The organism is Pseudalkalibacillus hwajinpoensis, from assembly GCF_015234585.1.
Classification (GTDB): Bacteria; Bacillota; Bacilli; order Bacillales; family Guptibacillaceae; genus Guptibacillus; species Guptibacillus hwajinpoensis_B.
In genome coordinates this window covers 46,881-71,344 of sequence record NZ_JADFCM010000006.1, presented here as the reverse complement: position 1 = coordinate 71,344, position 24,464 = coordinate 46,881, and the positions used below count along the sequence as shown (strand labels likewise).

The following is a 24,464-nucleotide window of genomic DNA, read 5'->3' as shown; positions in this document are numbered from 1 at the left end:
TTATTTCGTATCATTATCGTTATATGAATGAAAGGAGGGATATAAATGAAAAGAGTCTGTCAGCTATTTTCCATTCGTTATCCAATTATACAGGGGGGAATGGGGAATATTTCGAGTCCGATTCTTGCATCGGCGGTATCTGAAGCAGGAGGACTAGGAACGATTGGAACTGGAACGCTTAGTCTTGAAGAAGTGGAGAGCCTCCTTCTTGATATGAAACAGCGAACAGCTAAACCATTTGCTCTCAACATACCAATTACTGTTACAACAGATTTAAAGGGGATGTGTGAACTTGCAGTAAAACATGCTGTTCCTATTGTTTCTCTTTCCGCAGGAAATCCTGCACCTTATGTTCCCTTTCTTAAAGAGTGCGGTATAAAAGTTATTTGTGTAACAGCTAGTGTCAAACAAGCGAAAAAAGCAGAAGAATCCGGTGCAGATTTAATCGTAGGAGAAGGGTATGAAGCAGCTGGAATTAATTCTCCACTTGAGATTACTACGATGACCCTGATTCCTCAGCTCGTCGCAAGTGTGCAAATACCAGTTATTGCAGCAGGTGGAATTGGAGATGCTAGAGGGTTTGCTGCAGCCTTAGCTCTTGGGGCAGAAGGAGTACAGATGGGTACACGATTAATTGCGACAGAAGAATCGCCATATCATGAGCGATATCTAACAAAGCTTCTAGAAGCTAACGATACTGAAACAGTTATCGTTGGGAGATCTGTTGGAAAAGTGAGAAGGGTTTTGAGAACTGAATACGCAGATCAGTTATTAAAAGCTGAATTAAGTGGAGTAAAGCCTGAAGACTTTGCGGCGATGACTGATGAAGAGAAACATCGGATAGGAGCAGTAGAAGGACGACTTGGAGATGGATTTATTAATGGAGGACAAATAAGTGGGATAGTCAAATCTATTCCTTCTGTCCAGAAACTATTTGAAGACATGGTTGAAGGAGCATTACTAATTTATAAAAATAAATTGGAAGAGTTTGAGAAAATATCTATGAAGAAGTAGTCATATATCAAGTGTTATTTTTAAAATATATTAAATAATTCCAATTGTTTGAATACTCGTTGACAAGCTAGAATAGCAAGTGTACCATAACGATACGATATCCCGGTTTAGTCAAGGCTTTTCAGTGGATAAAGAATATAACAACAATAAGTTTAGAAAACTTATTAGGGGGAGGACAGGCGTTTGAGATCCTGGAAAAAATGGTTAGGTATTTCTCTAGTTAGTGTGATGGCTCTTACGGGTTGCGGAACGAACAATTCCTCATCAAACACGGATTCTAGTAGTGGCGAAGCAGAGGATAAGGAGTCTTATACAATTGGCGTGACTCAAATTGTTGAACATCCTTCTCTAGATGCTGCTTATGAAGGATTTAAAATGGCGCTTGAAGAGAATGGATTTAAAGAAGGCGAGAACATTTCCTACGATGTTCAAAATGCGCAGAACGATATGAACAATAGCAATACGATTGCACAAAATCTAGTTGGAGATGAAGTCGACCTAATCTTTGCTAATTCAACACCAAGTGCACAATCTGCATTAAATGCGACCTCAGATATTCCAATTCTTTTCACCTCCGTGACTGATCCAGTCGGTGCAAAGCTTGTTGAAGATTTTGATAAGCCGGGAGAGAACATTACGGGAACGACTGATACACATCCAGAAGCCATCCCGAAAACAATTGAATTTATAGCAAGTGAATTTGACGCAAAAAATGTAGGACTCATTTACAATGCTGGTGAACAAAATTCTGTTGCGCAAGTGGACATTGTAAAAGAAGCGATGGAAGGTACAGGTATGAAGGCTGTTGAGAAAAGTGTTTCTACTTCAGCTGAAGTGAAACAGGCTGCAGAAGCACTTGTTGGTAAGGTGGACGTGATCTACATTGTAACTGACAATACTGTCGTATCAGCACTTGAGTCGGTTATCAGCGTAGCGAATGATAAAGATATCCCGATGTTCGCAGGAGAATTCGATTCTGTTAGCCGAGGAGCATTTGCAGCATATGGCTTTGAATATAAAGATATTGGATATGAAGCTGGCCTGATGGCTGCGAAAATTTTGAAGGGGGAAGAGACGACGGCAGATATCCCCGTTCAATACCCTCAGAATTTAAAACTTAAAATGAATCAAACAGCGGCAGAAGAAATGGGCATCGAAGTGAAGACAGAATGGGAAGAGATGGGGGAATATATCGAGTAGATCATTAGGTTCGAAAAAGAGAGAGTTTTCTTTTTCGAACCTATTTTTATCAGATGGACGATGATCGTGCTTTCAAATGAAAAGGAAGAGGAGGGCGCTTAAAATGGGCTCAGCAATGTTTGGGGCAATAGAATCTGGCATTATATATGCCATTATGGCACTTGGAGTGTATTTATCGTTTCGAATTCTTGATTTTCCAGACTTAACTGTTGATGGAAGCTTCGTAACAGGGGCGGCCATTGCTGCTATTCTGATTGTAAATGGGACAAATCCCTTTTTTGCTACGCTTGTAGCCATTGCAGCTGGTTTCTTAGCGGGTTGTGTGACGGGTCTTCTACATACTAAGGGGAAGATTAATCCTCTTCTTGCGGGAATCTTAATGATGATTGCCCTTTACTCAATCAATTTGAGAATAATGGGGAGATCGAACGTTCCGCTATTAAATGAAGAATCCATTTTCACAAAGATAGAAGGTTTTTTTGAGACATCTGGACTTGATTCGGTTTTAAATAATATGGCGTCAAGTATTGGCTTAGGAAATCTCACTTCAACATGGGCTATATTAATAAGCATGCTTGTTGTTACGACAGTGATTAAAATTTTGACTGATCTTTTCTTACGTACTCAAATTGGTCTTGCCCTTAGAGCGACAGGTGACAATAAACGTATGATTCGGAGTTTCTCAGCAAATACGGATGGGCTAACAATTATTGGACTTGGACTTTCAAATGCACTTGTTGCGTTAGCAGGAGCGTTAATTGCTCAGTATAGTTCATTTGCAGATGTGGGTATGGGAATCGGAATGATCATTATTGGTCTTGCGTCGGTTATTATTGGGGAGGCTATCTTTGGAACAAGGACGATAGCTGTGACCACATTCGCTGTTATAGGTGGTGCAATTGTCTATCGTATTGTTGTGAGTCTTGCCCTCCGAGTGGATTTTCTTGAAACAGGTGACATGAAATTAATTACCGCAGTTATCGTTATTGCTGCACTTGTTCTTCCGCAATTAATTGATGGGCAGAAGGAGCGAAACCGTAAAAAGCGAAAACGCCTCCGGCAAGAAGTGAAATTGAAAGAAATGAAGGAGGGGGAGGAAGGGTATGCTTCAACTAAATCAAATTCACAAAGTATTTAACGAAGGGACTCTTGATGAAAAAGTAGCGTTAGAAGACATTAACCTAACCCTTAAAACCGGCGATTTTGTAACCGTTATTGGAAGTAACGGGGCTGGTAAATCGACTTTAATGAATATGGTATCTGGCGTCTTAACACCTGACGTTGGGGACATATTCATTGATGAAAAAAAGATTACAAGTTTACCAGAATATAAGCGGTCAAAATTGATCGGGCGTGTTTTTCAGGATCCGATGGCTGGAACAGCGCCATCGATGACGATACAAGAAAATTTAGCATTAGCTTATAATCGAAATCGGAGACGAACGTTAATGAAGGGCGTGACGAAGAAACTGAAAACAACTTTTCAGGAAGCGCTCGAAACACTTCACCTCGGCCTTGAAGATCGCTTATCCGCAAAAGTTGGTTTGCTTTCAGGAGGAGAAAGACAAGCTCTCTCCTTATTAATGGCGACCTTTACAGAACCAAAAATGCTTTTATTAGATGAACATACTGCAGCACTTGACCCAGCAAGAGCAGCCCTAATCACAAAACTAACCGGAGAAATTGTGGAGCGAACGAACTTAACGACACTCATGGTTACTCATAATATGCAACAAGCCTTAGATTTAGGGAACCGTTTAATTATGATGGATAGCGGTAAAATTATCTTAGAAGTAGAAGGAGAGGATAAACAGAACTTAACGATTGAAGCGTTACTTCATGAATTCCAGCGAATAAAAGGGGCCAAAATGACAAATGATCGCGCCCTGTTAGGATAGTGAAGTTAGATAATAAGAGTAAGAGCCCCCACTTAGCGAAATATGAAGTGGGGGATTTGTTCCTATAATACCTCGTCAATTGACTCATAATCTTGAAGTTCACTTTATTGTTTTGATTTTTTTGACAATTTATTGACGGTTAATATACGCAATGTTATTATATCGTTAAATAAACGTCATATATTATAGTGTGATGTTAAAGGGGTGAAGCAGGTGAAGAGTGGTATTACGATCGGCCAAAGTGCTGTTATTCAAATAGAGGTAACCCCTGACATGTATGCAAAATTTGAAGGGAAAGTAGTCCATAAGGCATATTCAACTGTTTCGATGGTTTACCATATGGAATGGGCAGCAAGACAGCTAATTCTTCCTTTTCTTGAAAAAGAAGAGGAAGGTATTGGTGGGGGTGTTGAAGTAAAACATCTAGGGCCAGCTTGCGAAGGACAAATGGTCGAGATCTTTGCCGTTATCATTTCGCTAACACACAAATCTGTCATTAGTCGAGTAGACGTGAAAAGAGGATCAGAACTTATCGGGACAGGGAAAGTGATTCAGTTCATTCTTCCTAAGAACGTTATCGATGAAAAATTAGCAAGAGCTAAAATGTAAGCGATTTCATAAAGGGGTGATAATCGTGTTTGATCGAATCATAGAGCATGAACAGTTACTTTTTTGTAATGATGTCGATACAGGTCTTAAAGCCATCATTGCCATACATAACACAACGCTTGGTCCGGCGCTTGGAGGCTGTAGAATGAGACCTTATGAAACGGTCGATGATGCGATAGAAGATGTGTTAAGGCTGTCAAAAGGGATGACATATAAATGCGCTGCAGCAGACGTTGACTTTGGTGGTGGAAAAGCAGTCATCATCGGGGATCCGTTAAGAGATCGAACTCCAGAGCTTTTTCGCGCATTTGGCCAGTTTGTCGAATCGTTGAACGGACGGTTTTACACTGGTACAGATATGGGAACGACTCCTGATAATTTCGTTCATTCATTAAGAGAAAGCAGCTGCATTGTCGGTGTTCCGGAAGAGTATGGCGGAAGTGGAGATTCGTCTGTTCCAACCGCTAACGGTGTGGTCTATGGAATACAGGCTACAAACAAAACTGTGTTTGGTTCAGAAGAGCTAGGAGGGCGCACTTACGCTATTCAAGGGCTTGGGAAAGTTGGATATAAAGTAGCTGAACTGCTTCTAGAGCAAGGTGCAGATTTAATTGTTTCAGATATTAATCAGCATGCGATCGACCGTTTGATTCAAAGGGCTATTGATCTAAACCGTGGGGTGAAGGTTGTTTCTGGAGACGAAATCTATGAAGCGAATGCTGATGTATTTGTCCCTTGCGCCCTTGGAGGAATTATTAATGACCAAACGATTCATAAGCTTAAAGTACGGGCAGTTGTTGGATCTGCTAACAATCAGCTTTTAACAAATGAGCATGGTGATTTGTTAAATGAACGCGGCATTCTTTATGCTCCTGATTATATTGTAAATAGCGGCGGTTTGATTCAAGTATCTGACGAGCTTTATACGCCAAATCCAAAACGAGTATTGCAAAAAACGAAAGCCATTTATGACACCTTGCTATCAATCTTTGAGCAAGCAGAGACGCATTCTTTTTCTACGATAAAAGCAGCGAATCTTTTTTGCGAAAAGCGTTTGGAAAGTAGAAAACGAAGAAATAGTTTTTTTGCACATAAGAAACCTGGAAAATGGACAGTTCGCTCTTAAAATAGAATGAAAGGTGGATGTCAATGGATCTAGCTGAGCAGTTTCCGTTGAGACAACTCGTTAATGGGGAAGGTAGGCAATTGGAAGAAAGTGAATATGTCACAGTAGAGAACGCCAGGCGCTTTTATGAGCAAATGACGTTCTCACGCATGTTTGACCGAAAAGCAGTCAATCTTCAGCGTCAGGGACGAATTGGTACGTATGCTCCATTCGAGGGTCAGGAAGCTTCTCAAATCGGAAGTGCTCTTGCTTTAGAAGATGGAGACTGGATGTTCCCAACGTATCGCGATCATGCTGCAACAGCTGCTTTCGGACATTCCCTCGTTAATATTTTTCTATATTGGAAAGGTTGTATTGAGGGGTGTGTCCCACCAGAGGGTAAACATATTTTCCCGCCATCTGTACCTATCGCATCGCAAATTCTTCATGCTACAGGTACAGCGTGGGCGGAGATGAAAAAAGGAAGCGATCGAGTTTCTATAGTGTATTTCGGTGACGGTGCAACATCTGAAGGGGATTTTCATGAAGGGCTAAACTTTGCAAGTGTGTTTCAAATCCCAGTTGTATTCTTTAACCAAAACAACGGGTATGCGATCAGCGTTCCTCTTGAAAGACAAATGAACTCTAAGACGATAGCTCAGAAATCACTTGGTTATGATATGCCAGGCGTACGAGTGGACGGCAATGATGTCTTTGCTGTTTATAGTGAAACATTGAAAGCCGTCGAGCGAGCGAGAAAGGGCGAAGGGCCAACGTTAATTGAGGCCGTTACGTGGCGCTATGGGGCACACACGACGACAGATGAGCCTTCGAAATATCGCGATCAGGGGGAAAGTGAACGGAGAAGACAGATGGAAGATCCAATTAAGAGAGTGGAGGAATATCTTAAAGCTCGCAATGCTTGGGAATCTGAGTGGGTGGAACAGCTCAAGAACGAAGCAGAAGATCGATTAAATACTGCTGTCTCGGAAATGGAAAAGACAAAGAAATCAGATGAAGCTCTTATGTTTGATCATGTGTTCGGCACTAGCGTTTGGCCAGTACAGGAACAAAAAGAGCGCTTTTTTCACAAGGAGAGTGAAAAATGAGTATAGCGGTGAATATGAAAAAGCTAACGATGGTGCAGGCCATTACGGAAGCTTTAAAGGTGATGCTTGAAGAAGATGAGTCCGTTCTTGTACTAGGGGAAGATGTTGGGAGAAATGGCGGTGTTTTCAGAGCCACAGATGGGCTTTATGAACTTTTTGGTGATGACAGAATCATAGACACGCCGCTTGCAGAGTCAGGCTTAATAGGAACTTCGATAGGACTTGCGATGAATGGTTTTATACCAGTTGTGGAGATTCAGTTTCTTGGCTTTATTTATCCAGGATTTAATCAAATTATGACACATGCGACGAGAATTCGAACGAGAACACAAAGTCGTTATACAGTACCACTGACGATTCGAGTGCCTTACGGTGCCGGTGTAAGAGCACCAGAAATTCATAGCGATAGTACAGAAGCGCTATTTGCTCACATACCAGGGTTGAAGGTTGTCGTGCCATCAACGCCACATGACGCAAAAGGACTCCTTATTAGCAGTATAAAAGATCCTGATCCAGTCTTGTTTCTTGAGCCTATGAGGATGTATCGCACAGGCAAAGGTGATGTACCAACGGGAAGTTATACGATACCACTAGGCAAAGGGTACAGACGGCGTAATGGTAGTGATGTTTCTCTTTTTGCTTGGGGAGCTATGATGAAAGTGGCTGAGGAAGCTGCTGAAAAAGCAGCTTCCAATGGAATTGAATGTGATGTAATTGACCTCAGGTGTCTCTATCCTCTTGATAAAGAATTGATCTCTGAATCAGTCCAAAAGACTGGGAGAGCGGTTATCATTCATGAAGCTGTCTCGTCTGGAGGAGTAGGAAGTGAAGTTATCTCAATCATTAACGATACTTCGTTTCTCTATATGAAGTCACCGATAAAAAAAGTAACGGGCTACGATGCGCCAGTGCCGTTATTTACGCTTGAAGATGATTATCTACCTGATGCTAGTAAAGTTCTGCAGGCGATTGAAGAAACAGTTCGTTTCTAAAGGAGGGATCGTATATGGACGTGAAATTGCATGACATTGGAGAAGGGATGTCAGAAGGTGAAATTGTACAGCTGCTTGTTAAACCAGGTGATCAAGTCATCATTGATCAGCCGTTGGTCGAAGTGCAGACTGATAAAGTAACCGCTGAGCTTCCATCTCCGCTGGCGGGGAAAGTAGAAAGAATTCATGTAGCGGCAGGTGAAGTGGTTGAAGTGGGCGGTACGTTATTAACCATCTCTCCAATCTCTCAACACGTGGAGCAAACACTTATTCCAAACCGAACGAAACGAATTTTAGCTGCCCCATTCACGAGGAAAATAGCGCGAGAAAATGACGTTGATATCGAGAGGGTAACAGGTACCGGGCCAGGGGGACGCATTACAGACGAAGATGTTTTAAGACATATTGCCACATTACAAAGTCCTCGAGAGCTTCAAGAGCAAGAAAAAGCAAACGAAACGAATCTATTACAAACTGATACCATTCCATTTTCAGCGAGACGGAAACAAATCGCAGCAAAAATGAAAAAATCTACTCTCACAATTCCTCATGTTACACATTTTGACGAAGTAGATGTGACGAATGTATTAGAGATGAAAAAGACACTTCAAGAAAAAAGTGGGGTATCTATTTCTGTTGCTGCCTTTTATATTAAAGCAGTATGCCTTGCACTTAAGGAGTTTCCCATTTTCAATTCGGAATTAAAAGAAGAGGAAGGTCTCATTTATTTAAACCCTAATATCCATATTGGTTTAGCAACGAATACGGAGGAAGGGCTCATTGTGCCTGTTATTCACGACTGTGACAAACTTTCAATTAAAGGCATTCACACTAAGATGAAAAACCTTCATCAATCCGCTATGAGTAATCAGCTCAAAAGCAAAGACCTTTCATCTGGTACATTTACGATTAGTAACGCAGGACCGCTTGGTAGCACTGGGGCTACGCCGATTATTAATTATCCAGAAGCGGCTTTACTTGCTTTCCATAAAACAAAAAAAATGCCAGTTGTTACGGAAAAAGACGAAATTATTATTCGCTCAATAATGTCGATATCAATGACGTTTGATCATCGTATCGCAGATGGAGGGACATCTATGCGCTTTACGAATCGCTTTATTGAATTGATCGAACAACCTTCTCTATTTATAACGGAGCTTGTCTAATGGTTGTAGGTGAGATCATTCATGAAAAAGATGTTGTCGTGATTGGCGCAGGGCCAGCTGGTTATGAAGCCGCTCTTCGACTTGCGAAGCATGGAAGAGACGTTACTATGGTAGATCGATCTCGATCAGGTGGGGAATGTCTGCATAGAGGATGTATACCATCAAAACTACTGGCATCTTCAGCGAGAAAAATGAAGGAAACGGCTCCAGGGGTAACGATAGCTTCATCGTTTTCTATGGAAAAATGGCATAGCGAGAAAAATCGCATGATCGATTCCATGGAAAAAGGTCTTGAGATGCGTTTTAAGTCAAATAACATCGACTGTGTAAAAGGACATGCAGCGTTTTTATCTTCTGAGCGAATTGGTGTAGAACAAGGGGAGAAATTTGAAGTTTGGTCATTTAACGATGCGATTATTGCAACGGGGAGTCGACCAAAAACCCCATCCTTCATTTCAAGCGGAAAAGAAAACATTTTTCCTGTAGAACAGCTCTATACATTATCCTCCCTGCCTAATCGACTTGTTATTTTTGGAGCAGATTATCTTACGGTAGAGGCGGCGAGTACGTTTCGCTCGCTAGGTGTAGAAGTAACGATTGTGACAGACCAAGAAGCGATTCTTTCTGAATGGGATGAAAGCATTCAACGTGAATGCAAAAGGCAATTTAAAAAGCAAAAGGTTCAGGTGTTCAGAGAAGTATCTGATTGCAGTGTAAAGGACGATGGTCTTGGATTGATATTCCGTAACCAAAACGGAGAAAACGTTGAATTAGAAACAGAAATAATTGCCTATTCGATTGGAAGGATTCATAATAGTGATTCGCTTGGATTGGATCAAGCGGGAATTGACTTACATGATGATGGATATATTCACATTTCTGAGGGATGTGAAACGTCAATACCAACGATCTATGCCTGTGGTGATGTAACTGTGGGACCCTCGCTTGCTGCGAAGGGAATTAAGCAGGCCAAGACGGCGGCGGATCGTTGCTGCGGTATAAAAGCCGCTTTTACGCTCGATTGTCTTCCGCAAGTCATCCAAACTCAAATTCCGGTAGCATCTGTAGGTTTAACGGAGAAAGAAGCGAAAGAAGCAGGGTATGAGTTTATGACGGCAAGTTCTTCTATGCAAGCAAATGGTTATGCAACAGTCATGGGCCATACAGAAGGTCGGATCAAAGTCATTCGAGATCGACAGAGTCATGTGCTTCTAGGATTTCATGCTGTGGGTGCTGGTGCTGTTGAACTGATCGAAAAAGCAACGCTAGCTCTTGAGATGGGGGCAAGAGACGAAGATTTTATCTATCCTTATTCCCCGCATCCAGGATATGGTGAAGCCTGGACAGAAGCGGTTGAAATGACTGTTGAATCAGTAGTGAAAACAAAAGTTAGATGATAAAAGACCAGGCGAGCGAATATTTTCGCTCGCCTGGTCTTTTACATGGGGTAATTCAATGTTTTTTAATACTAGTAGTTCATATCCTTGTAAAAATAGCTAGCAAGAGTATAGCAACTAATCCGGTCATGTTGATGATTGTTTGTAGGGAACTGTTTTCGATAAAAAGGTTGATGAAGAAAGAAGCTACTACAATCAGTAGAGTCACTATAAATAAAGCTTTCCTCATCACAAAGACCTCCTAAAGAACTTTCTGAATTAAATGGGGAGAACTATATCTTCCGTATAACTCTCTGTCTTAACGTATAGAACTCGGATAGTGAATGATCATCATAGCTTTACATGATTCACTGTAAGGATTTCGATAATAATGTGGATAATTTGCAGTGAATCTTAAACTTTCTCCATTAGAAATGATGTATGACTGCGTATCGACCTCAAGGGTCATACTGCCTTCTTCAATAAATAAATATTCTTCAACACCATCAGGATGTGGATTAGAATGATAGTCACATCCTGGTTCAAGTTCAATATAAAACGTTTCAAACGATTTTCCTGGTTCCATCGGAAAGAGCGGGACCACCTTCATTTTTCCGCTTTCTTCAATTAATGGTTCGATTTCAGATCGATTGACTTTCTTGATAACAGGCTGTTCTTCATCGATGAATGCCGTGAAAGACACGCCAAGTCCATTTGCAATTTTCCATAGTGTATTAACGGTTGGGTTTGAAGCACCTCGTTCAATTTGAGCAAGCATTGGCTTGCTTACTGAGCATCGAGCGGATAGTTGATCGAGACTTAACTTATTTTCAAGACGAAGCTTTTTTAGTTTTTCGCCAATTTGTTTTGTTAGGGATTGGTTTTCCATTGAATACTCCTCTTTTAGCTGTTACATATTTATCCTTTATATTGAAAAGTTGTTTAATATAACATACAATAAGTTTAATATATTGAACAGTTTAGGGCAATAGGAGGGATAAAGTGGAGGCTATCGTAACAAAGAGTGATTCTGATTTTGTAGATGGATTAAAAGCAGGTGTAAGCATAGCTGTCGGATATATGCCGGTTGCTCTCACATTTGGCTTACTTGCAAGAACAACAGGACTAACGCTTTATGAAGCGGTCCTTATGAGTATTCTCGTCTTTGCAGGTGCTGCTCAATACATTACGCTTAGCTTAATTGCCATTGGGACAGGTGCCTTTGAAATTATTTTTACAATCTTTATTGTTAATATTCGCCACCTATTGATGAGTGCCTCTATAAATGAAAAAGTAGAGGCAGATACTCCATGGAAAAAAGCCGTTTACGCCTTTGGAATTACTGATGAAACGTTTACCGTTTCCGCAACAAAAAAAGGTGCTCTCACGACAGGTTATATGTTTGGATTATGTCTGATTTCCTACTCGAGTTGGGTCATCTTTACAGGGGGAGGATACATTGCTGGGGCAACTCTACCTGAAGTGATTCAGCAGGGTATGAGTGTTGCGCTTTATGCCATGTTTGTAGGGTTACTTATTCCGTCTGCTAAAAAAAGTCGGAAGGTGCTTTTTCTTGCAGGGTTAGCTGCAATATTTAATAGCATTCTTACGTTGGCTCAGTTTCCAACAGGTTGGGCTATCGTGATTGCCACTCTGCTTTCTTCCATAATTGTTGAATGGTTTATAGGGAGGGGAACGAATGAGTAATTCTATGATCTGGCTTATTGTCGGACTTGCAGTTGTCACTTATATTCCAAGAATGATTCCACTCGTATTTTTTAATTCTGATAAAATACCGCCTGTTATTCAAAATGTACTAAAGAACGTTCCCTTCGCGATTTTGGGTGCGCTCATCTTTCCGGGTATTTTAACAATCAATGATGATATGATGTTTGGTGTTATTGGGGCAGTGGCAGCAATCGTTGCAGCATACCTTGGGGCGAATTTAATTGTTGTTGTTATGTTTGCTGTTGCAGTGCTCAGTACGTATGCCTATTTTATTTAGCAAATGTGAAATTAATTGATTTGAATTTTTTGATTTTTGTGATATAAATAAATCAAACCAAATATCGAGAGTTAAAGAGGAGGAATGAAACATGCATTTGTTTCGTATTTTGATGGTTGGGTTTTTCTCAATGACCGCCGTGTCACTCGTCTGGTTCCAATCTGTCGAAGTAATATCCTCATTCATTGACTTTTTCTTTCAAAATAAAAAGTAACGTTTTGTTAAGAGCTTTCTTGAAAGCTCTTTTTTATTTGTTTAGAGCTATGTTCGTTTTTCTCGATTTTTGGTTCATTCGATCGTTCGTCACTGGGGTTAAATGAGCCAAATATCAACAACGTTTATTTTTTTATACAAGCATTACTTTTGCTATACTATCTAAGAAGTTTGAAAGAAGGATTGGACCAAATAGAAAAGGATGTTGCCCTAATGAGATGTATCTCGATTGATATGGATGGAACGCTTTTAACGAATGAACAAACAATCAGCTTTGAGAATGTTAATGCGATTAGAGAGGCACAGAGTCAGGGGATAACGGTTGTACTTAACACTGGACGCGCCTATGATGGTGCGATGAAGCCACTTGAAGGAAGTGGATTGGAAGTTCCTGTTATTTGCTATAACGGCGCAGAGATTCGCTCTGTTGAAGGAGAGATCTTGCACGCCATTTACCTTGATCGTCAGCAAGTCCAATCGATTAAACAAATACTTGATAGTGAAGAGATTTATTATCAGCTATTTACAAATAAAGGTGTTTTCACTCACGATTATGATGGAACGATTGATTTAATCATGGATATGATGAAGAGTTCGAATCCGGCCCTAACTACAGAAGAATTGAAGATTGGAGCAAAGCGTCAGTTCGAAAGCTTATCACTTAAAGCCATTAATGATTTTGATGAACTACTAGAAGATGAAAGCCTTCATGTGTATAAATTCCTTAGTTTCTGTTTTGATGAAAGTCGATTAGGGCGAGCGGCATCTGCAGCTGAAAATGTACAAAAAACTGTGGTTACTTCTTCAGGTAAAGAAAATTTGGAAATTAATCATGAAGATGCTCAGAAGGGACTTGCGCTTGAAACATTTGTAGCACAAATGGGGCTGGATATGAAGCAAACCGCCGCAATTGGCGATAACTATAATGACGTTTCGATGTTCAATAAAGCCTCCTATCCTATTGCAATGGGAAATGCGGACGAGCAAATAAAAAAACAGGCTTCATTTGTTACAAAAACCAATGAGCATGATGGCGTTGCTCATGCCATATATAAATTAATGGACGAAGATTTACTGTCTAATTAACCTTGTGAAAGATGTTTGATTTTTTTCATAACGGGAACCCTCTTTACAGGAAGGGATTCCCAGTTTTTTGGAGGTTTTCCGGGCCCTTGTTTCTGCAGCCTTTGAATTACTCTGCTAAAGGAGCTGGAAAAAATGACATTAAAGCCAACCGAAATTGAAGAAAAAGCAACGTGTCGAATGTGTGAGACTGAGTATACGTGGTTTATTCCAATTGCGAAGGAACATGTATCTATGGAAGAACGGGTTGAGGCAACTGGAATTACGACGAAAAGTAGCCAGGCGCCAATTGTTGAACTGCAAGTTCTTGCAGAGTGTCCCGTTTGTGGGATTCTCAATCGATTTGATCACAGCTATGATCGAACAAACGCATACGCGGAAAGTTAATAAAAGATTTTGGAAGCCGACAGATCACTCTGTCGGCTTTCTATATGGAAAGAGTGAGAGAAAGATTTGGTTAGGATTGAAAGAGAATTGCATGTTTTGTAGAAACTACATAGAAGAGTAGTTAGTATTGGGAATCGTTATGGGGAAAGGTTCTAAAAAGTTGTTTTGCTCGTACTATTGATAATGAGATCGTATCGGGAGGAGAATGAAGATGAAGAAACGCATAACCTGGCTCATTCTGGGATTCTCCATTTACGCCCTGATCCTGGGACTCTATTTATTTAATTGGGCGGACTTCGGGGTACCTGAAGCATACAAGGGAACAGCGGCAGATCCAGCAACATTTATGACAGACAGGCAGTTAGAATTATCGGAGGAATATTCACGCTACAGAAGCTTTCTCTCGTTTATTGCGATTCCATATGAGTGGCTCATCTATCTTGGCGTTCTCTGGTTTGGGTTATCAAAGCTCTTTAAACAATTCGGTGAAGGTATTTCAAAAAAACGGATAGTCGTTGTTCCGTTGTATATCATTTTACTAACGGCTTTTACATGGTTACTAACATTTCCACTGCACTATTGGGCGAGGTCTTTATCCGTTAAATATGGGATCAACACGCAATCCTTTTCTGGTTGGATGAAAGATGAAATGATCTCATTCTGGATTGATATTTTGCTTACTTCCCTTATTATCGGTGTTCTTTATGCGCTAATGAATCGTTTTAAGAAAAAGTGGTGGCTCATTGCGTGGGGATTAATGGTTCCGTACCTTGCTTTTATGATGTATATTCAGCCGGTCGTAATTGATCCTTTATACAACGACTTTACATCATTAACAGACAAAGAATTAGAAGAAGAAATACTCAGTATGGCTGATACGGCTCATATTCCTGCAGACCGTGTTTTTGAAGTGAATATGTCAGAAAAAACGAATGCAATGAATGCTTATGTATCTGGTATTGGCGACAATTTACGAATTGTTCTTTGGGACACCACCTTAAATAAGCTTGATGATGACGAAGTGCTTTTTATTATGGCTCACGAAATGGGTCATTATGTTATGAATCATCTATATGGAAATTTGGTTGGCGCTCTAGCAACGAGTTTTATAGGGTTATACCTGGCATATCGGCTTCTTGGGAAGATGATTCGAAAATGGGGCGACTCATGGGGGGTTCACTCAGAATCAGATCTTGCATCTTTACCAGCATTATTGCTTCTTTTCTCGATCATGTCTTTTATTGCGAGTCCGATAGAACTTGCGGTTTCTCGGCATGCTGAGATGGAGGCAGATGAATATGCCATTGAAATGACCAGTGATGTGGATGCAGCGATTGGTTCCTTTCAAACACTGACGGTTAATAGTTTAAATGAAGTAAATCCGCCTTTCATTGTGAAATATTTTAAATATGGTCATCCAACGATGATGGAACGGTTGATTATGTTGAATGACTATGAAGAAGATGCCCCCACGGAGTGATGGGGCATCTTTTTTCATTGAATCATCTTTAGTTTGAGAGGGAATCCTGTTTCAAGATACATACCTTCACTTTTAACAGAACCTTCACTTTAAGAATGAGTGGAGATAGTATAGGATGAAGGTAGAAGTCAATGAAGCAAAGCAATTTACATGATGAGGTGGCAAACGTGAACGAAGATATTAAGAGAGTACTTGATGCTGGAATCTATGGTGCGCCAGAATTAAAACCGGCAGAAAAAGCGTTGTTCTTATCAACTTTTAGAGAGCGTGTATATGTTGCTCTTACAAAAAGGCAGGTTGCACAAAACAACGTATATCAAGAAGTGATTAATGAAATGAAGCGCATTCGGAATGGCATTCTATATTTAAATGGGGATTTATCTTACTCCATGCTTTCAAAATATATTAAAGAAGCGAGCAAAGCTTCTCTATCATTCACGATTGTGAATGATAAAGAAACAGATACTCCACTTGGACTTGTCCTAGCCTCAAAGCAGGATGCGATTGAACGAGAAGAGATCTTTGTTCATGATGATCGCTTTTCGTTGGACTAGAGCATGAATAAAAAAGATCGAATGAAAATGATTAAGAAGTTTGTGCTAATCGTTCTTGCTGTTGCTCTTCTATGGGGGATTTATAATACAGTTATCGCCGATCGAAGTGTAGGAACGGAAGTTGGCGATAAGGCAGCAGATTTTAACTTAGAAACCCTTGATGGGGAAGAAGTGAGTCTTTCAGATTATGAAGGGGAACCCGTTTTTCTCAATTTCTGGGCGACATGGTGTCCACCCTGTGAAGAAGAAATGCCGGATATTCAAAAATTTGCTGATGTGCATGGTGAAGAAGTAACGGTTCTATCCGTTAATTTCACTAAATACGAGCCAAAGAAAGAAGCGATTCCAAAATTTGTTGAATCACATGAGCTTCGCTTTCCAGTTCTTATGGATCAAGAAGGTAAAGTAGGTGAGAATCTCTACCAGGTTATTTCCATGCCAACTTCGTTTATGATTGATGAAGAAGGAATTATTCGTGAGAAACGAGTGGGACCTCTTACGCTGAAAGATATGGAAACATGGCTTGATCAAGTAAAATAATAGCAAAAAACGGTCTCTCTGGTGAGACCGTTTTTCTCATGCCGATTTCTAACGGGGCTATTCATGTGAGATCGGATGAAAAGCATCTTGAAAACCAGTTGCGTTCGCGAGTCGTTCAAGCTTTTCATTTATATAGCGATGATCGAACTTATCGAGCACTTTTGGATCAAATCCTCTAATTACAAATTGCCCGAATTCCCATATAGTTTCGTGCGTATCATGTTTATTTCCGTCTGCTGCTAATTCTAAAGAATGAAGAATCGAGCCAAGAACGGATACATCTTCTTTGGCATAATGCCTAATTTGATAGAAGCTTTTATAGAGGTACGTATCATACGTAATAGGTTTTGTGATCACGCGTAAGTTTTTCTTTTCATCATGATACAGGGGGTGTGGGATGTGTTTCTGGCCAAGACGTGATAAGACTCTCCCAAGTCGGTTGATGCAATTAATGGCTGTATTGGGATCATTAATTCCAGGTGAGATCGCTCTTAATGCAATTTCAACTAGTTTTTGGATGCCATATTCTATGTCTTGATCAGTTGTTCGTTCTGTTCCAAGAGATAACGTATTAAGAAGGATATGAGAATCAGGAGAAGAATCCATTGATGCCCAATAAGAAAAAATAACCGTACCTTCATCAATATATTCTCCGATATCTCTCTCGAGTCGAATGATAAAATCTTTGTTAGTGGCAACCGAAATCAAATCAGGTAAATCAATATTTTGTAAGTACCCTGATTTAGTGGATCGAATGGCAATAGGTTTTTTCATCTTAATTTCATCTAATTCCCAAGAATCCCAAGAGGCGATATCACCATGGTTGGCTTCTTCAAAATCTAAAAAGGTACGGTCGATTGTTGTTAACGTATTAGTAGTGATATGTTGTATCAAATTTCCAACGAGAATCCAATTCGATACGTGATGGATAAAGAAAACGAAATAGGCGACACAGACAATGGCATAGATCACAGCGAAAACAGGTGCAAGATAGACAACATCTTCTTGACTGCTTTGTTCAATTAGGAGAAGAAGAATAATAAAGTAAATAATTCCTCCAACAAAAATTCCAAGGACTCTTTTCGTAATACGATCGGTAATGAAATTCTGCAATGTTCGTGGTGAGAAGTTGGATAAATACGTTGTTAAGACAACCATAATTGTCGAAAAAGTAATGGTTGTCATTGTTAACATGGAAGATACGAGCGTACTTAAAATAGTGACGCTTGTTTCATAGGAAGCAAAGAAAAAATAGGGAAGAACCATCGCACTACCTTGGATGATCGTTCGGTCTATAATGAGCGTGATAATAGCTGCGAGAAAAGCGCCAACACCATAAAAAGTTGGAATAAACCAGAAGCTTGATCGGATTCGCTTGAATTTATTGTGCTCCATACCCCTTTTCCTCCAAAAAAGAATGATTTTGGATAGTATGTGAAGAAGGGGCAGTGTTTCATGCATCAACATTCTAAACGTGATAAAAGTAAAATAGGTAATTAGACATCATTTAAATAGGGTATAGTCATAGAAATGATACTAAGGAGGAAAAGCAGATGAAGATCGATCGGACGGGCATCATTGAAAATTTCTCCGAAAAGAGATATGAGTACTGGGTAGTTGAGAATGAAGAAGTTAAGGTTATGGCTTCATGGATTAGCTGGGACCTTCCTCAAGAACAAATAAATAAATGGATGGAAGAGATGCAGCTATCAGGAACATCTTCTTGAACGAATGATTCACATTGATGAGAATAGTGACTCGTTAGTTAATGTAGTCTAGAAACCTCCTTTTTAGGGAGGCATTTTTTTATGCTTTTTTAATAACTTCACTCAGTTTTCTTAGAAGAAGAATCATCCACCTTCTCTAGTGCTTTCTCTTTCTCCATTTTTTTCTTAACAATTTCTTTTGGTTCCCAACAGTTAAACTGGTAGGTAGGCTTCGTTTCAAAGCCGAGTCTTGCGCATCGATAGCTTGTTTTTTCTGCTTTCACCACTTCAAAATGAATGCAAGTAGCGCAACAGTGGAAACGAGAATAGAGTTGAGACATTACAATGGTTCCCCCGATAACTTAACGTTTTGAATGGATTCGATCGTATTATTATGAAAAGTAAGGCAGAAGACGTCTGGATTCCGAAGTTTCTTCCATGTGTTGAACTGATAATCTGTATTAAAATGATGCAGTATTAAGGTTAATAAATTCCCATGTGTCATGACAAGACAATATTCTTTCGTATAGAGAAGGGCGTCATTTAAGACCGCAATACTCCTTGAAATGGCTTGCTGGCTTGATTCTCCGCCTTCAATGGTGTAAGACAGATCTACAAATGTTTGCTCTAGTTCTTCTATCCAGTTTTCAATAGGCACAGCAGATAACTTTCTCTCTTCTAGCCGATCATCAATAGTAATTGGTTTATCTAATTGAAGAGCGAGTGGCTCGATCGATTGAAGGGCACGTCTATAAGGGGAACTATATAATTTATCAAATGGAATATGTCCAAGAGATTGTGCTAATTGAGTCGCTTGATCACGTCCTTCTGCCGTTAAGGAAGCTGTAGATTCTTGTCCTGAGGCGAGACAATGTCTGACTAAGTATATTTTTTTCTTCAATATGATCACTCCTAGAATCGTTTGAGCGTGCTTATGATCTATTTTACCATTCAGATAGAGTGAAGAAAATTATTCATAGAATATTGAAACTTTTAATAGCGCTGATTCGTTATAAGATAGACCCCTTTTTTAAAAGATGTTTTACCCCCTGATTGCTTAAAGAATGCCAGCCATTCTTTAAGCATTTTTTTATATGAAGTGTTATGAGGTGCAAATAATTCAAACGAGAAATAGGAGTGGATGGCATGGAGATGGAGAGTTTTCCAGAACTAACTACAAATAGCTTAAGATTAAGAGAATTAAGAGAAGATGATGCTCCTGTGTTATTGTCGATATTTTCGAATCCGCACACGATGAAATACTACGGAAGTGAGCAAATGAGCGGTCTTGAAGAAGTAGAAGGAATGTTGATGAGTTTTAAGAAAGGATTTGAGCAAAAGCAGGCGATGCGATTTGGAATAGAGGTGAGAGAGAGGGGAGAATTGATTGGTACTTGTGGCTTTCATAATTGGACTAAGCGAGTCAATCGTATTGAAATGGGTTATGAATTAAAACAAGCTGAAGAAGGAAAGGGGTATATGACGGAAGCTTTATCAGCCGTCATTCCCTTTGCCTTTCAGCAGTTAGATATGAATCGTATTGGTGCACTGATTCATCCAAACAATGCACCTTCGAGGAAACTTATAACCAAACTGGGATTCCAACAAGAAGGACTATTGCGTGATTATGTTCTCGCAGGTGGTGAGTATATGAATCTAATCATGTATTCTTTATTAAAAAGTGAATGGGGATCTTCTCGTCCGTAAAACCTGATTAAAATCATGCAGCCACAAAGTAATACAAATACCTCAGGTTGATGGTACCTTCTCGTTATAATACTGGTGAAAACAGTCGGGCGAAAGATTCTTTTGTGCGGTGCTTAAGTCCACGCTTACTATAAGAGTCTTTTGTCACGCTGACTGAATCATTCAAATCATTTTGATAAGCTTCTACAAGGTCATGAACCGTTTTTGATTGAAATAGAAACATATTCACTTCGAAATTTAAATTCAATGAGCGCATATCCATATTTGCTGTGCCGATTGTGGCCAGATCATCATCAACAATCATAATTTTTTGATGGAGAAATCCTTTTCGATACATATAGATTTCTACCCCATAATCAAGAAGCTCTGAGAAGTAGGATCTTGTTCCGTATTGGGTAAGAAAGCCGTCACTTACTTCAGGAACAATGAGTCTCACTTCAATACCTCTCATAGAAGCCATGGCTAGAGCAGTACGGATGGCTTTGTTTGGAACAAAGTAAGGAGTAGCAATCCAAACTCTATTTTTTGCAGAAGTAATCAGACTGAAATATAGATCTGACATAGCTCCTCGTTTTGTATCTGGCCCACTAGCCACAAGCTGAGAGCCACCATCACCTTCGACATCATATGTTTCGAGGTACTTACCATTTAGAAGTTCCTCACCACACATATAGGACCAATCCATTAAGAAAACGCCATGGAGGGCAGAAAGCACCTCTCCTTTAACAAGTAGGTGAGAATCACGCCAGAAACGCATTTGATTCATATCCCCAGCATACTCGTCACCGATATTTAAGCCACCTACAAAACCGACTTTTCCATCAATGACAATGATCTTGCGATGATTTCGAAAATTAATAGTTTGATTGACGAATCCATATTTAATGGGGAGAAATTGCTGTACACTTGCACCAGCTTCCCTTAGGGCTGTTTTAGAAGCTCTTGAAAGGTTATGGCTTCCGATTGAATCATAAAGTACCCTTACTTCAACGCCTTCTTTGGCTTTCTTAACGAGTAAGTCAATGATCGAGAGTCCTAGTTCATCAGAACGAAACGTATAATATTCCATATGTATGTACGTTTCAGCTTTTTGAATTTCATTTTTTATCGCCGTGAACGTCTCTCTACCATTTAGTAAGAGGTCCGTTGTGGATCGCATACTAATAGGACTTGCAACCATCGTGGCAATAAGGTTTGAGAAATTTTGGTTTCGCTCACTTAGGTCATGCCATTTTTCAGAAGCTGGAAAGTTTACGTACTTCTTGAAAAATTCAAGACCGTTAGTACGTTTCTCTTTAAATAAATGTCCCTTTACTTCCAGTTGACCAGAAAATAAAAAGAAAACATAACCTACAATGGGAAAGAAGATTAATACGTATATCCATAAAAGCGATTTGTATGGTGATCTACCTTCTAGTAAAAGTACGAATAAAATAGAAACTAGAATCGCTACATAAAGAATACCGGCAGCCCATTTCCATGTTGGTGATAGCGATGTGAACAAGATGATCGAAAGTGAAGTTGTCATAAGAAGAAAGAAAATGATTTGTCTTGCTTGTTTCATAATATAGCCCACCTCATTTGAATTTGACCAAAAAAAGTAAGGGCATAGCCCTTACTCCGCATGTTTTGATTTCCGTTTAAGACGATATCTTCCCAATAAGTCAACAAGTTGATCACCAATTTCAGTTAACTGTGAATCTCTTGCTTCACGCTGCGGATTTGGCGTGTTTTTAATTGATGAAACAAGGTTTTTAAAGGGTTCAGGTGTGCCTTTGGCAACTTGAATAACGCCTTGAACAGTTTCTTTTTTCGATTGGATGCCTTCAGAAATGGTTGTAGTGGTCGCTGTTAATTGATTTGTTTCCTCAGTAATTTTATCTACTTTTTCTTGAAACCTCGCTGCGGTCTCAGATAAATCATTTAAAGATTTTTTGGTTTCTTTGAAATTTTGAAGGGCTATGTATCCCAGGTAAATAAGTGAAAGAACTACGATTGCAATACTAATGTAAACGATAACCATATGATAACCTCCTACTCGCGATTATAGTTAATGTTACCTTACCCTTAACATGATATGTGCAAACAATTTGATGAAAAAGAGATGAGTATGAGCAGAATTTATTTTTTTGTTCATATAATACAAAAAAATCGAGTTGTAAGAGTTTGTATTTAACTGAAAATTAAGTAGAAAGTTGAAACGTTTTGCAGTACCTATTCGTAATAGTTAATTAGAAGGAGAGATGAAAATGAATCGATACTCAATAGAAGAATTTATTCAATCAACAGAACAACAAGATAAAGGGGAAGGATTTTTCGAGTTAGAAACGCCAAGAATGTTAGAAGTTAATCTCGCTGGGCGTGTGTGGGCGAAATCTGGTGCTATGATTACTTACAACGGTCAGATTAAATTCGAGAGAGAGGGAATTCTTGAACACGGCCTCGGGAAGATGTTTAAAAAAGCCCTTACAGGTGAGGGAGCTTCGTTAATGAAAGCTGAGGGAAATGGCAAGTTATATCTGGCGGATTCTGGGAAGAAGATTTCCATCCTACATTTGCAACATGGAGAATCAATTAGCGTAAATGGAAATGATCTACTCGCATTTGAAGATGGCATCCAGTGGGATATCAAAATGATGAAACGAATTACTGGAATGATGGCAGGTGGATTATTTAATGTCACTTGTCAGGGTCCGGGAATGGTTGCTATTACAAGCCATTATGAACCACTTACAATCCGAGTAACTCCGGGAAAACCAGTCATTACAGATCCTAATGCAACGGTTGCCTGGTCAGGTCAATTGCAGCCGAATTTTCAAACGGATGTGTCGCTGAAGTCCTTCTTTGGAAGAGGAAGTGGTGAATCGGTTCAAATGAGATTTGAAGGAGAAGGGTTTGTTGTCGTTCAACCATTTGAAGAAGTATATATGCAAAATAATCAGGGGTAACGTATGGTTTTCTCATTGAATGAACATGAAGAACAACTAGGTGTCAAATTACTTGATGGAAGACCTTACTATCTTTCAATCGAAGGTGTAGATAAACTCAAGCGTAGTCCTGAATTTGATTTGTTACTTGATCGATTGAGTGTTGCTCTAGAATCAAAAGAGGTTCTTCACTGTACGGTAACGGTAGAAGCATCCTCCGAATTAAAAATACAGGTGCTAGAAAATAATTTTTTTGCTTTAAAGTCTGAGTCCATCGAATATTATAAAAGTTTTCATATGGAAAAAATGCATTTTAATCACAATAGTAGTATTACTTATAAGCTAGTTGATGAGAGGGATATCAAACTCTTTCTTGAATTGTGGCAAGCATGTTCAGAGGGAACACTTAATGCTCCTTCCGCTCACCCTATCGAAATGCAGTATGAAGCGATGAAGCAAGAAATTGGTGAGCAGTACAAATCTAGCTGCTACTCTGTTTATTGGAATAAAAACCTCTTAGGCGTAGTTATTCCAATTATTGAACCGGGCACGGAAGAAGAAGGTAGACTATTTTACATGGGTGTATTGCCCCAGCAGCGTGGGAAAGGATTCGGAAAGCTATTACATCAGCTAGGTTTGTTTCTTTTGCAAGAAAAAGGCGCAACTTATTATATAGGTAGTACAGGTATAGAAAACAAACCAATGCAGCAAATATTTCAATATAATGACTGTCATCCAGTTTTTCATGCAGTTACGTATACAAAAGCGAGTTCAGAAGTGCGAAACTTATCATAATATGCTGAAGGAAGTAAAATATTCCTATTGAAATTAATAGAATTTTCATTATAATCATACAAAAGGGTTCTTTACGAAGGAGAGTGCATGTATGATTCGTTTTGAAAAAGGCAACCTTCTTAAAAGTGACTGTACTGTAATTGCACATCAATGCGACTGTTTTAATGCAATGGATGTTGGCATTGCAAAATCAGTAAAAGAAACGTACCCTGAAGCCGCTAAAGCAGATGAAGACTTTCCGTTTTCTCCGAAGAAGAAGTTAGGTAAATGCTCGTTTGCTTTAAGTCGAGATAATAAGCGTATTATTGCTAATCTGTATGGACAGTATAAGCCAGCTGGACTTCAAACCAATTATCCCGCCTGGTTGAAATCATTTGAACACATGATAAAGGAACTGAAACCGTTCGAGGAAAAAGGATTTAAAATCAAAATCGGCTGCGGCATAGATAAAGACGATTTGATCAATGTCAAAAAGTCTCTTGAGAAACTTTCAAAGAAATATGAGAAACCAATCCATGTTTACTATTCTTAATTTAAACGCTCCCAATTTTGGGAGCGTTTTTTGTCGGATAATAACTAGTATTAGTAAGATAGAATC

At 39.5% G+C, this 24,464-nt stretch carries 29 protein-coding genes; 23 read left to right on the top strand and 6 right to left on the bottom strand.

Annotation, left to right across the window (positions count from 1 at the left end; translation table 11 throughout):
* The first annotated feature begins 45 nt into the window (after positions 1 to 45).
* The 10 genes from IQ283_RS11065 to IQ283_RS11020 all read left to right on the top strand — a co-directional run bounded on the left by IQ283_RS11065 (position 46) and on the right by IQ283_RS11020 (position 10,490).
* Positions 46 to 1,014, top strand: coding sequence for an NAD(P)H-dependent flavin oxidoreductase (locus IQ283_RS11065; RefSeq protein WP_194220239.1), 969 nt, complete (start codon positions 46 to 48; stop codon positions 1,012 to 1,014).
* Positions 1,015 to 1,242: 228 nt separating this feature from the next.
* Positions 1,243 to 2,214: an ABC transporter substrate-binding protein gene (locus IQ283_RS11060; RefSeq protein ID WP_194220261.1), complete on the top strand. Its 972-nt coding sequence runs from the start codon at positions 1,243 to 1,245 to the stop codon at positions 2,212 to 2,214.
* 103 nt (positions 2,215 to 2,317) lie between these two features.
* On the top strand, positions 2,318 to 3,352 hold the full coding sequence (locus IQ283_RS11055; RefSeq protein WP_194220238.1) for an ABC transporter permease: 1,035 nt from the start codon (positions 2,318 to 2,320) through the stop codon (positions 3,350 to 3,352).
* Positions 3,318 to 4,112, top strand: a complete 795-nt coding sequence (locus IQ283_RS11050) for an ABC transporter ATP-binding protein (protein WP_194220237.1) — start codon at positions 3,318 to 3,320, stop codon at positions 4,110 to 4,112. Before IQ283_RS11055 ends, IQ283_RS11050 begins: the two co-directional genes overlap by 35 nt.
* Before the next feature lie 213 nt (positions 4,113 to 4,325).
* Positions 4,326 to 4,721, top strand: a complete 396-nt coding sequence (locus IQ283_RS11045; RefSeq protein ID WP_194220236.1) for a thioesterase family protein — start codon at positions 4,326 to 4,328, stop codon at positions 4,719 to 4,721.
* Positions 4,722 to 4,740: 19 nt separating this feature from the next.
* Positions 4,741 to 5,847 carry a Glu/Leu/Phe/Val dehydrogenase gene (locus IQ283_RS11040; RefSeq protein ID WP_194220260.1) on the top strand — a complete coding sequence of 369 codons (1,107 nt, stop codon included), beginning with the start codon at positions 4,741 to 4,743 and terminating at the stop codon, positions 5,845 to 5,847.
* A gap of 23 nt (positions 5,848 to 5,870) precedes the next feature.
* Positions 5,871 to 6,935, top strand: coding sequence for a pyruvate dehydrogenase (acetyl-transferring) E1 component subunit alpha (pdhA, locus tag IQ283_RS11035; RefSeq protein WP_194220235.1), 1,065 nt, complete (start codon positions 5,871 to 5,873; stop codon positions 6,933 to 6,935).
* Positions 6,932 to 7,927, top strand: a complete 996-nt coding sequence (locus IQ283_RS11030; RefSeq protein WP_194220234.1) for an alpha-ketoacid dehydrogenase subunit beta — start codon at positions 6,932 to 6,934, stop codon at positions 7,925 to 7,927. The genes pdhA and IQ283_RS11030 overlap by 4 nt, the downstream gene beginning before the upstream one ends.
* 14 nt (positions 7,928 to 7,941) lie before the next feature.
* Complete coding sequence (locus tag IQ283_RS11025) at positions 7,942 to 9,093, top strand: dihydrolipoamide acetyltransferase family protein (protein ID WP_194220233.1); 1,152 nt, start codon at positions 7,942 to 7,944, stop codon at positions 9,091 to 9,093.
* Positions 9,093 to 10,490, top strand: a complete 1,398-nt coding sequence (locus IQ283_RS11020; RefSeq protein WP_194220232.1) for a dihydrolipoyl dehydrogenase family protein — start codon at positions 9,093 to 9,095, stop codon at positions 10,488 to 10,490. The genes IQ283_RS11025 and IQ283_RS11020 overlap by 1 nt, the downstream gene beginning before the upstream one ends.
* 298 nt (positions 10,491 to 10,788) lie before the next feature.
* Here the strand turns inward: IQ283_RS11020 and IQ283_RS11015 are convergent, their stop codons facing one another.
* Entirely contained in the window at positions 10,789 to 11,358 is a 570-nt protein-coding gene (locus IQ283_RS11015; RefSeq protein WP_194220231.1) for a helix-turn-helix domain-containing protein, read from the bottom strand.
* A gap of 113 nt (positions 11,359 to 11,471) precedes the next feature.
* Here IQ283_RS11015 and IQ283_RS11010 point away from each other — a divergent pair, with 113 nt between their 5' ends.
* The 8 genes from IQ283_RS11010 (at position 11,472) to IQ283_RS10980 (ending at position 16,731) form a co-directional block, all read left to right on the top strand.
* Complete coding sequence (locus IQ283_RS11010) at positions 11,472 to 12,176, top strand: AzlC family ABC transporter permease (RefSeq protein ID WP_242057327.1); 705 nt, start codon at positions 11,472 to 11,474, stop codon at positions 12,174 to 12,176.
* Positions 12,169 to 12,474 carry an AzlD domain-containing protein gene (locus IQ283_RS11005; protein ID WP_194220230.1) on the top strand — a complete coding sequence of 102 codons (306 nt, stop codon included), beginning with the start codon at positions 12,169 to 12,171 and terminating at the stop codon, positions 12,472 to 12,474. Before IQ283_RS11010 ends, IQ283_RS11005 begins: the two co-directional genes overlap by 8 nt.
* A gap of 91 nt (positions 12,475 to 12,565) precedes the next feature.
* The gene (locus tag IQ283_RS24285) at positions 12,566 to 12,688 is read left to right on the top strand and encodes a hypothetical protein (protein WP_255622949.1); all 123 of its coding nucleotides are present in this window, start codon (positions 12,566 to 12,568) and stop codon (positions 12,686 to 12,688) included.
* Between the two features lie 212 nt (positions 12,689 to 12,900).
* Positions 12,901 to 13,773, top strand: a complete 873-nt coding sequence (locus IQ283_RS11000) for a Cof-type HAD-IIB family hydrolase (RefSeq protein WP_194220229.1) — start codon at positions 12,901 to 12,903, stop codon at positions 13,771 to 13,773.
* Between the two features lie 132 nt (positions 13,774 to 13,905).
* The gene (locus tag IQ283_RS10995) at positions 13,906 to 14,157 is read left to right on the top strand and encodes a hypothetical protein (RefSeq protein WP_194220228.1); all 252 of its coding nucleotides are present in this window, start codon (positions 13,906 to 13,908) and stop codon (positions 14,155 to 14,157) included.
* A 211-nt stretch (positions 14,158 to 14,368) separates the two neighbouring features.
* Complete coding sequence (locus IQ283_RS10990) at positions 14,369 to 15,637, top strand: M48 family metallopeptidase (protein WP_194220227.1); 1,269 nt, start codon at positions 14,369 to 14,371, stop codon at positions 15,635 to 15,637.
* 131 nt (positions 15,638 to 15,768) lie between these two features.
* Positions 15,769 to 16,191, top strand: coding sequence for a YueI family protein (locus IQ283_RS10985; protein ID WP_194220226.1), 423 nt, complete (start codon positions 15,769 to 15,771; stop codon positions 16,189 to 16,191).
* Positions 16,192 to 16,194: 3 nt separating this feature from the next.
* The gene (locus IQ283_RS10980) at positions 16,195 to 16,731 is read left to right on the top strand and encodes a redoxin domain-containing protein (protein ID WP_194220225.1); all 537 of its coding nucleotides are present in this window, start codon (positions 16,195 to 16,197) and stop codon (positions 16,729 to 16,731) included.
* A gap of 57 nt (positions 16,732 to 16,788) precedes the next feature.
* Here the strand turns inward: IQ283_RS10980 and IQ283_RS10975 are convergent, their stop codons facing one another.
* Positions 16,789 to 18,126 (bottom strand): DUF2254 domain-containing protein, encoded by a 1,338-nt coding sequence (locus tag IQ283_RS10975; RefSeq protein WP_194220224.1) that lies wholly within the window; start codon positions 18,124 to 18,126, stop codon positions 16,789 to 16,791.
* Between the two features lie 158 nt (positions 18,127 to 18,284).
* Between IQ283_RS10975 and IQ283_RS10970 the strand changes: the two genes are divergently transcribed.
* Positions 18,285 to 18,458 carry a hypothetical protein gene (locus tag IQ283_RS10970; protein ID WP_194220223.1) on the top strand — a complete coding sequence of 58 codons (174 nt, stop codon included), beginning with the start codon at positions 18,285 to 18,287 and terminating at the stop codon, positions 18,456 to 18,458.
* A gap of 98 nt (positions 18,459 to 18,556) precedes the next feature.
* On the opposite strand, the gene IQ283_RS10965 is transcribed toward IQ283_RS10970, so the two are convergent.
* Both IQ283_RS10965 and IQ283_RS10960 read right to left on the bottom strand, forming a co-directional pair.
* Positions 18,557 to 18,778 (bottom strand): hypothetical protein, encoded by a 222-nt coding sequence (locus IQ283_RS10965; protein WP_194220222.1) that lies wholly within the window; start codon positions 18,776 to 18,778, stop codon positions 18,557 to 18,559.
* Positions 18,778 to 19,338 carry a histidine phosphatase family protein gene (locus IQ283_RS10960; protein ID WP_194220221.1) on the bottom strand — a complete coding sequence of 187 codons (561 nt, stop codon included), beginning with the start codon at positions 19,336 to 19,338 and terminating at the stop codon, positions 18,778 to 18,780. Before IQ283_RS10960 ends, IQ283_RS10965 begins: the two co-directional genes overlap by 1 nt.
* A 245-nt stretch (positions 19,339 to 19,583) precedes the next feature.
* On the opposite strand from IQ283_RS10960, the gene IQ283_RS10955 reads away from it, so the two are divergent.
* Complete coding sequence (locus IQ283_RS10955) at positions 19,584 to 20,144, top strand: GNAT family N-acetyltransferase (protein ID WP_194220220.1); 561 nt, start codon at positions 19,584 to 19,586, stop codon at positions 20,142 to 20,144.
* Positions 20,145 to 20,208: 64 nt separating this feature from the next.
* Here IQ283_RS10955 and cls read toward each other — a convergent pair whose 3' ends face one another.
* Both cls and IQ283_RS10945 read right to left on the bottom strand, forming a co-directional pair.
* Entirely contained in the window at positions 20,209 to 21,708 is a 1,500-nt protein-coding gene (gene cls / locus IQ283_RS10950) for a cardiolipin synthase (RefSeq protein ID WP_194220219.1), read from the bottom strand.
* A 51-nt stretch (positions 21,709 to 21,759) separates the two neighbouring features.
* Positions 21,760 to 22,167: a DUF948 domain-containing protein gene (locus IQ283_RS10945; protein ID WP_194220218.1), complete on the bottom strand. Its 408-nt coding sequence runs from the start codon at positions 22,165 to 22,167 to the stop codon at positions 21,760 to 21,762.
* A gap of 226 nt (positions 22,168 to 22,393) precedes the next feature.
* On the opposite strand from IQ283_RS10945, the gene IQ283_RS10940 reads away from it, so the two are divergent.
* The 3 genes from IQ283_RS10940 (at position 22,394) to IQ283_RS10930 (ending at position 24,398) form a co-directional block, all read left to right on the top strand.
* Entirely contained in the window at positions 22,394 to 23,092 is a 699-nt protein-coding gene (locus tag IQ283_RS10940; RefSeq protein ID WP_194220217.1) for an AIM24 family protein, read from the top strand.
* Positions 23,093 to 23,095: 3 nt separating this feature from the next.
* Positions 23,096 to 23,866 (top strand): GNAT family N-acetyltransferase, encoded by a 771-nt coding sequence (locus tag IQ283_RS10935; protein ID WP_194220216.1) that lies wholly within the window; start codon positions 23,096 to 23,098, stop codon positions 23,864 to 23,866.
* A gap of 91 nt (positions 23,867 to 23,957) precedes the next feature.
* Positions 23,958 to 24,398, top strand: coding sequence for a hypothetical protein (locus IQ283_RS10930; protein ID WP_194220215.1), 441 nt, complete (start codon positions 23,958 to 23,960; stop codon positions 24,396 to 24,398).
* The last annotated feature ends 66 nt before the right edge of the window (positions 24,399 to 24,464 follow it).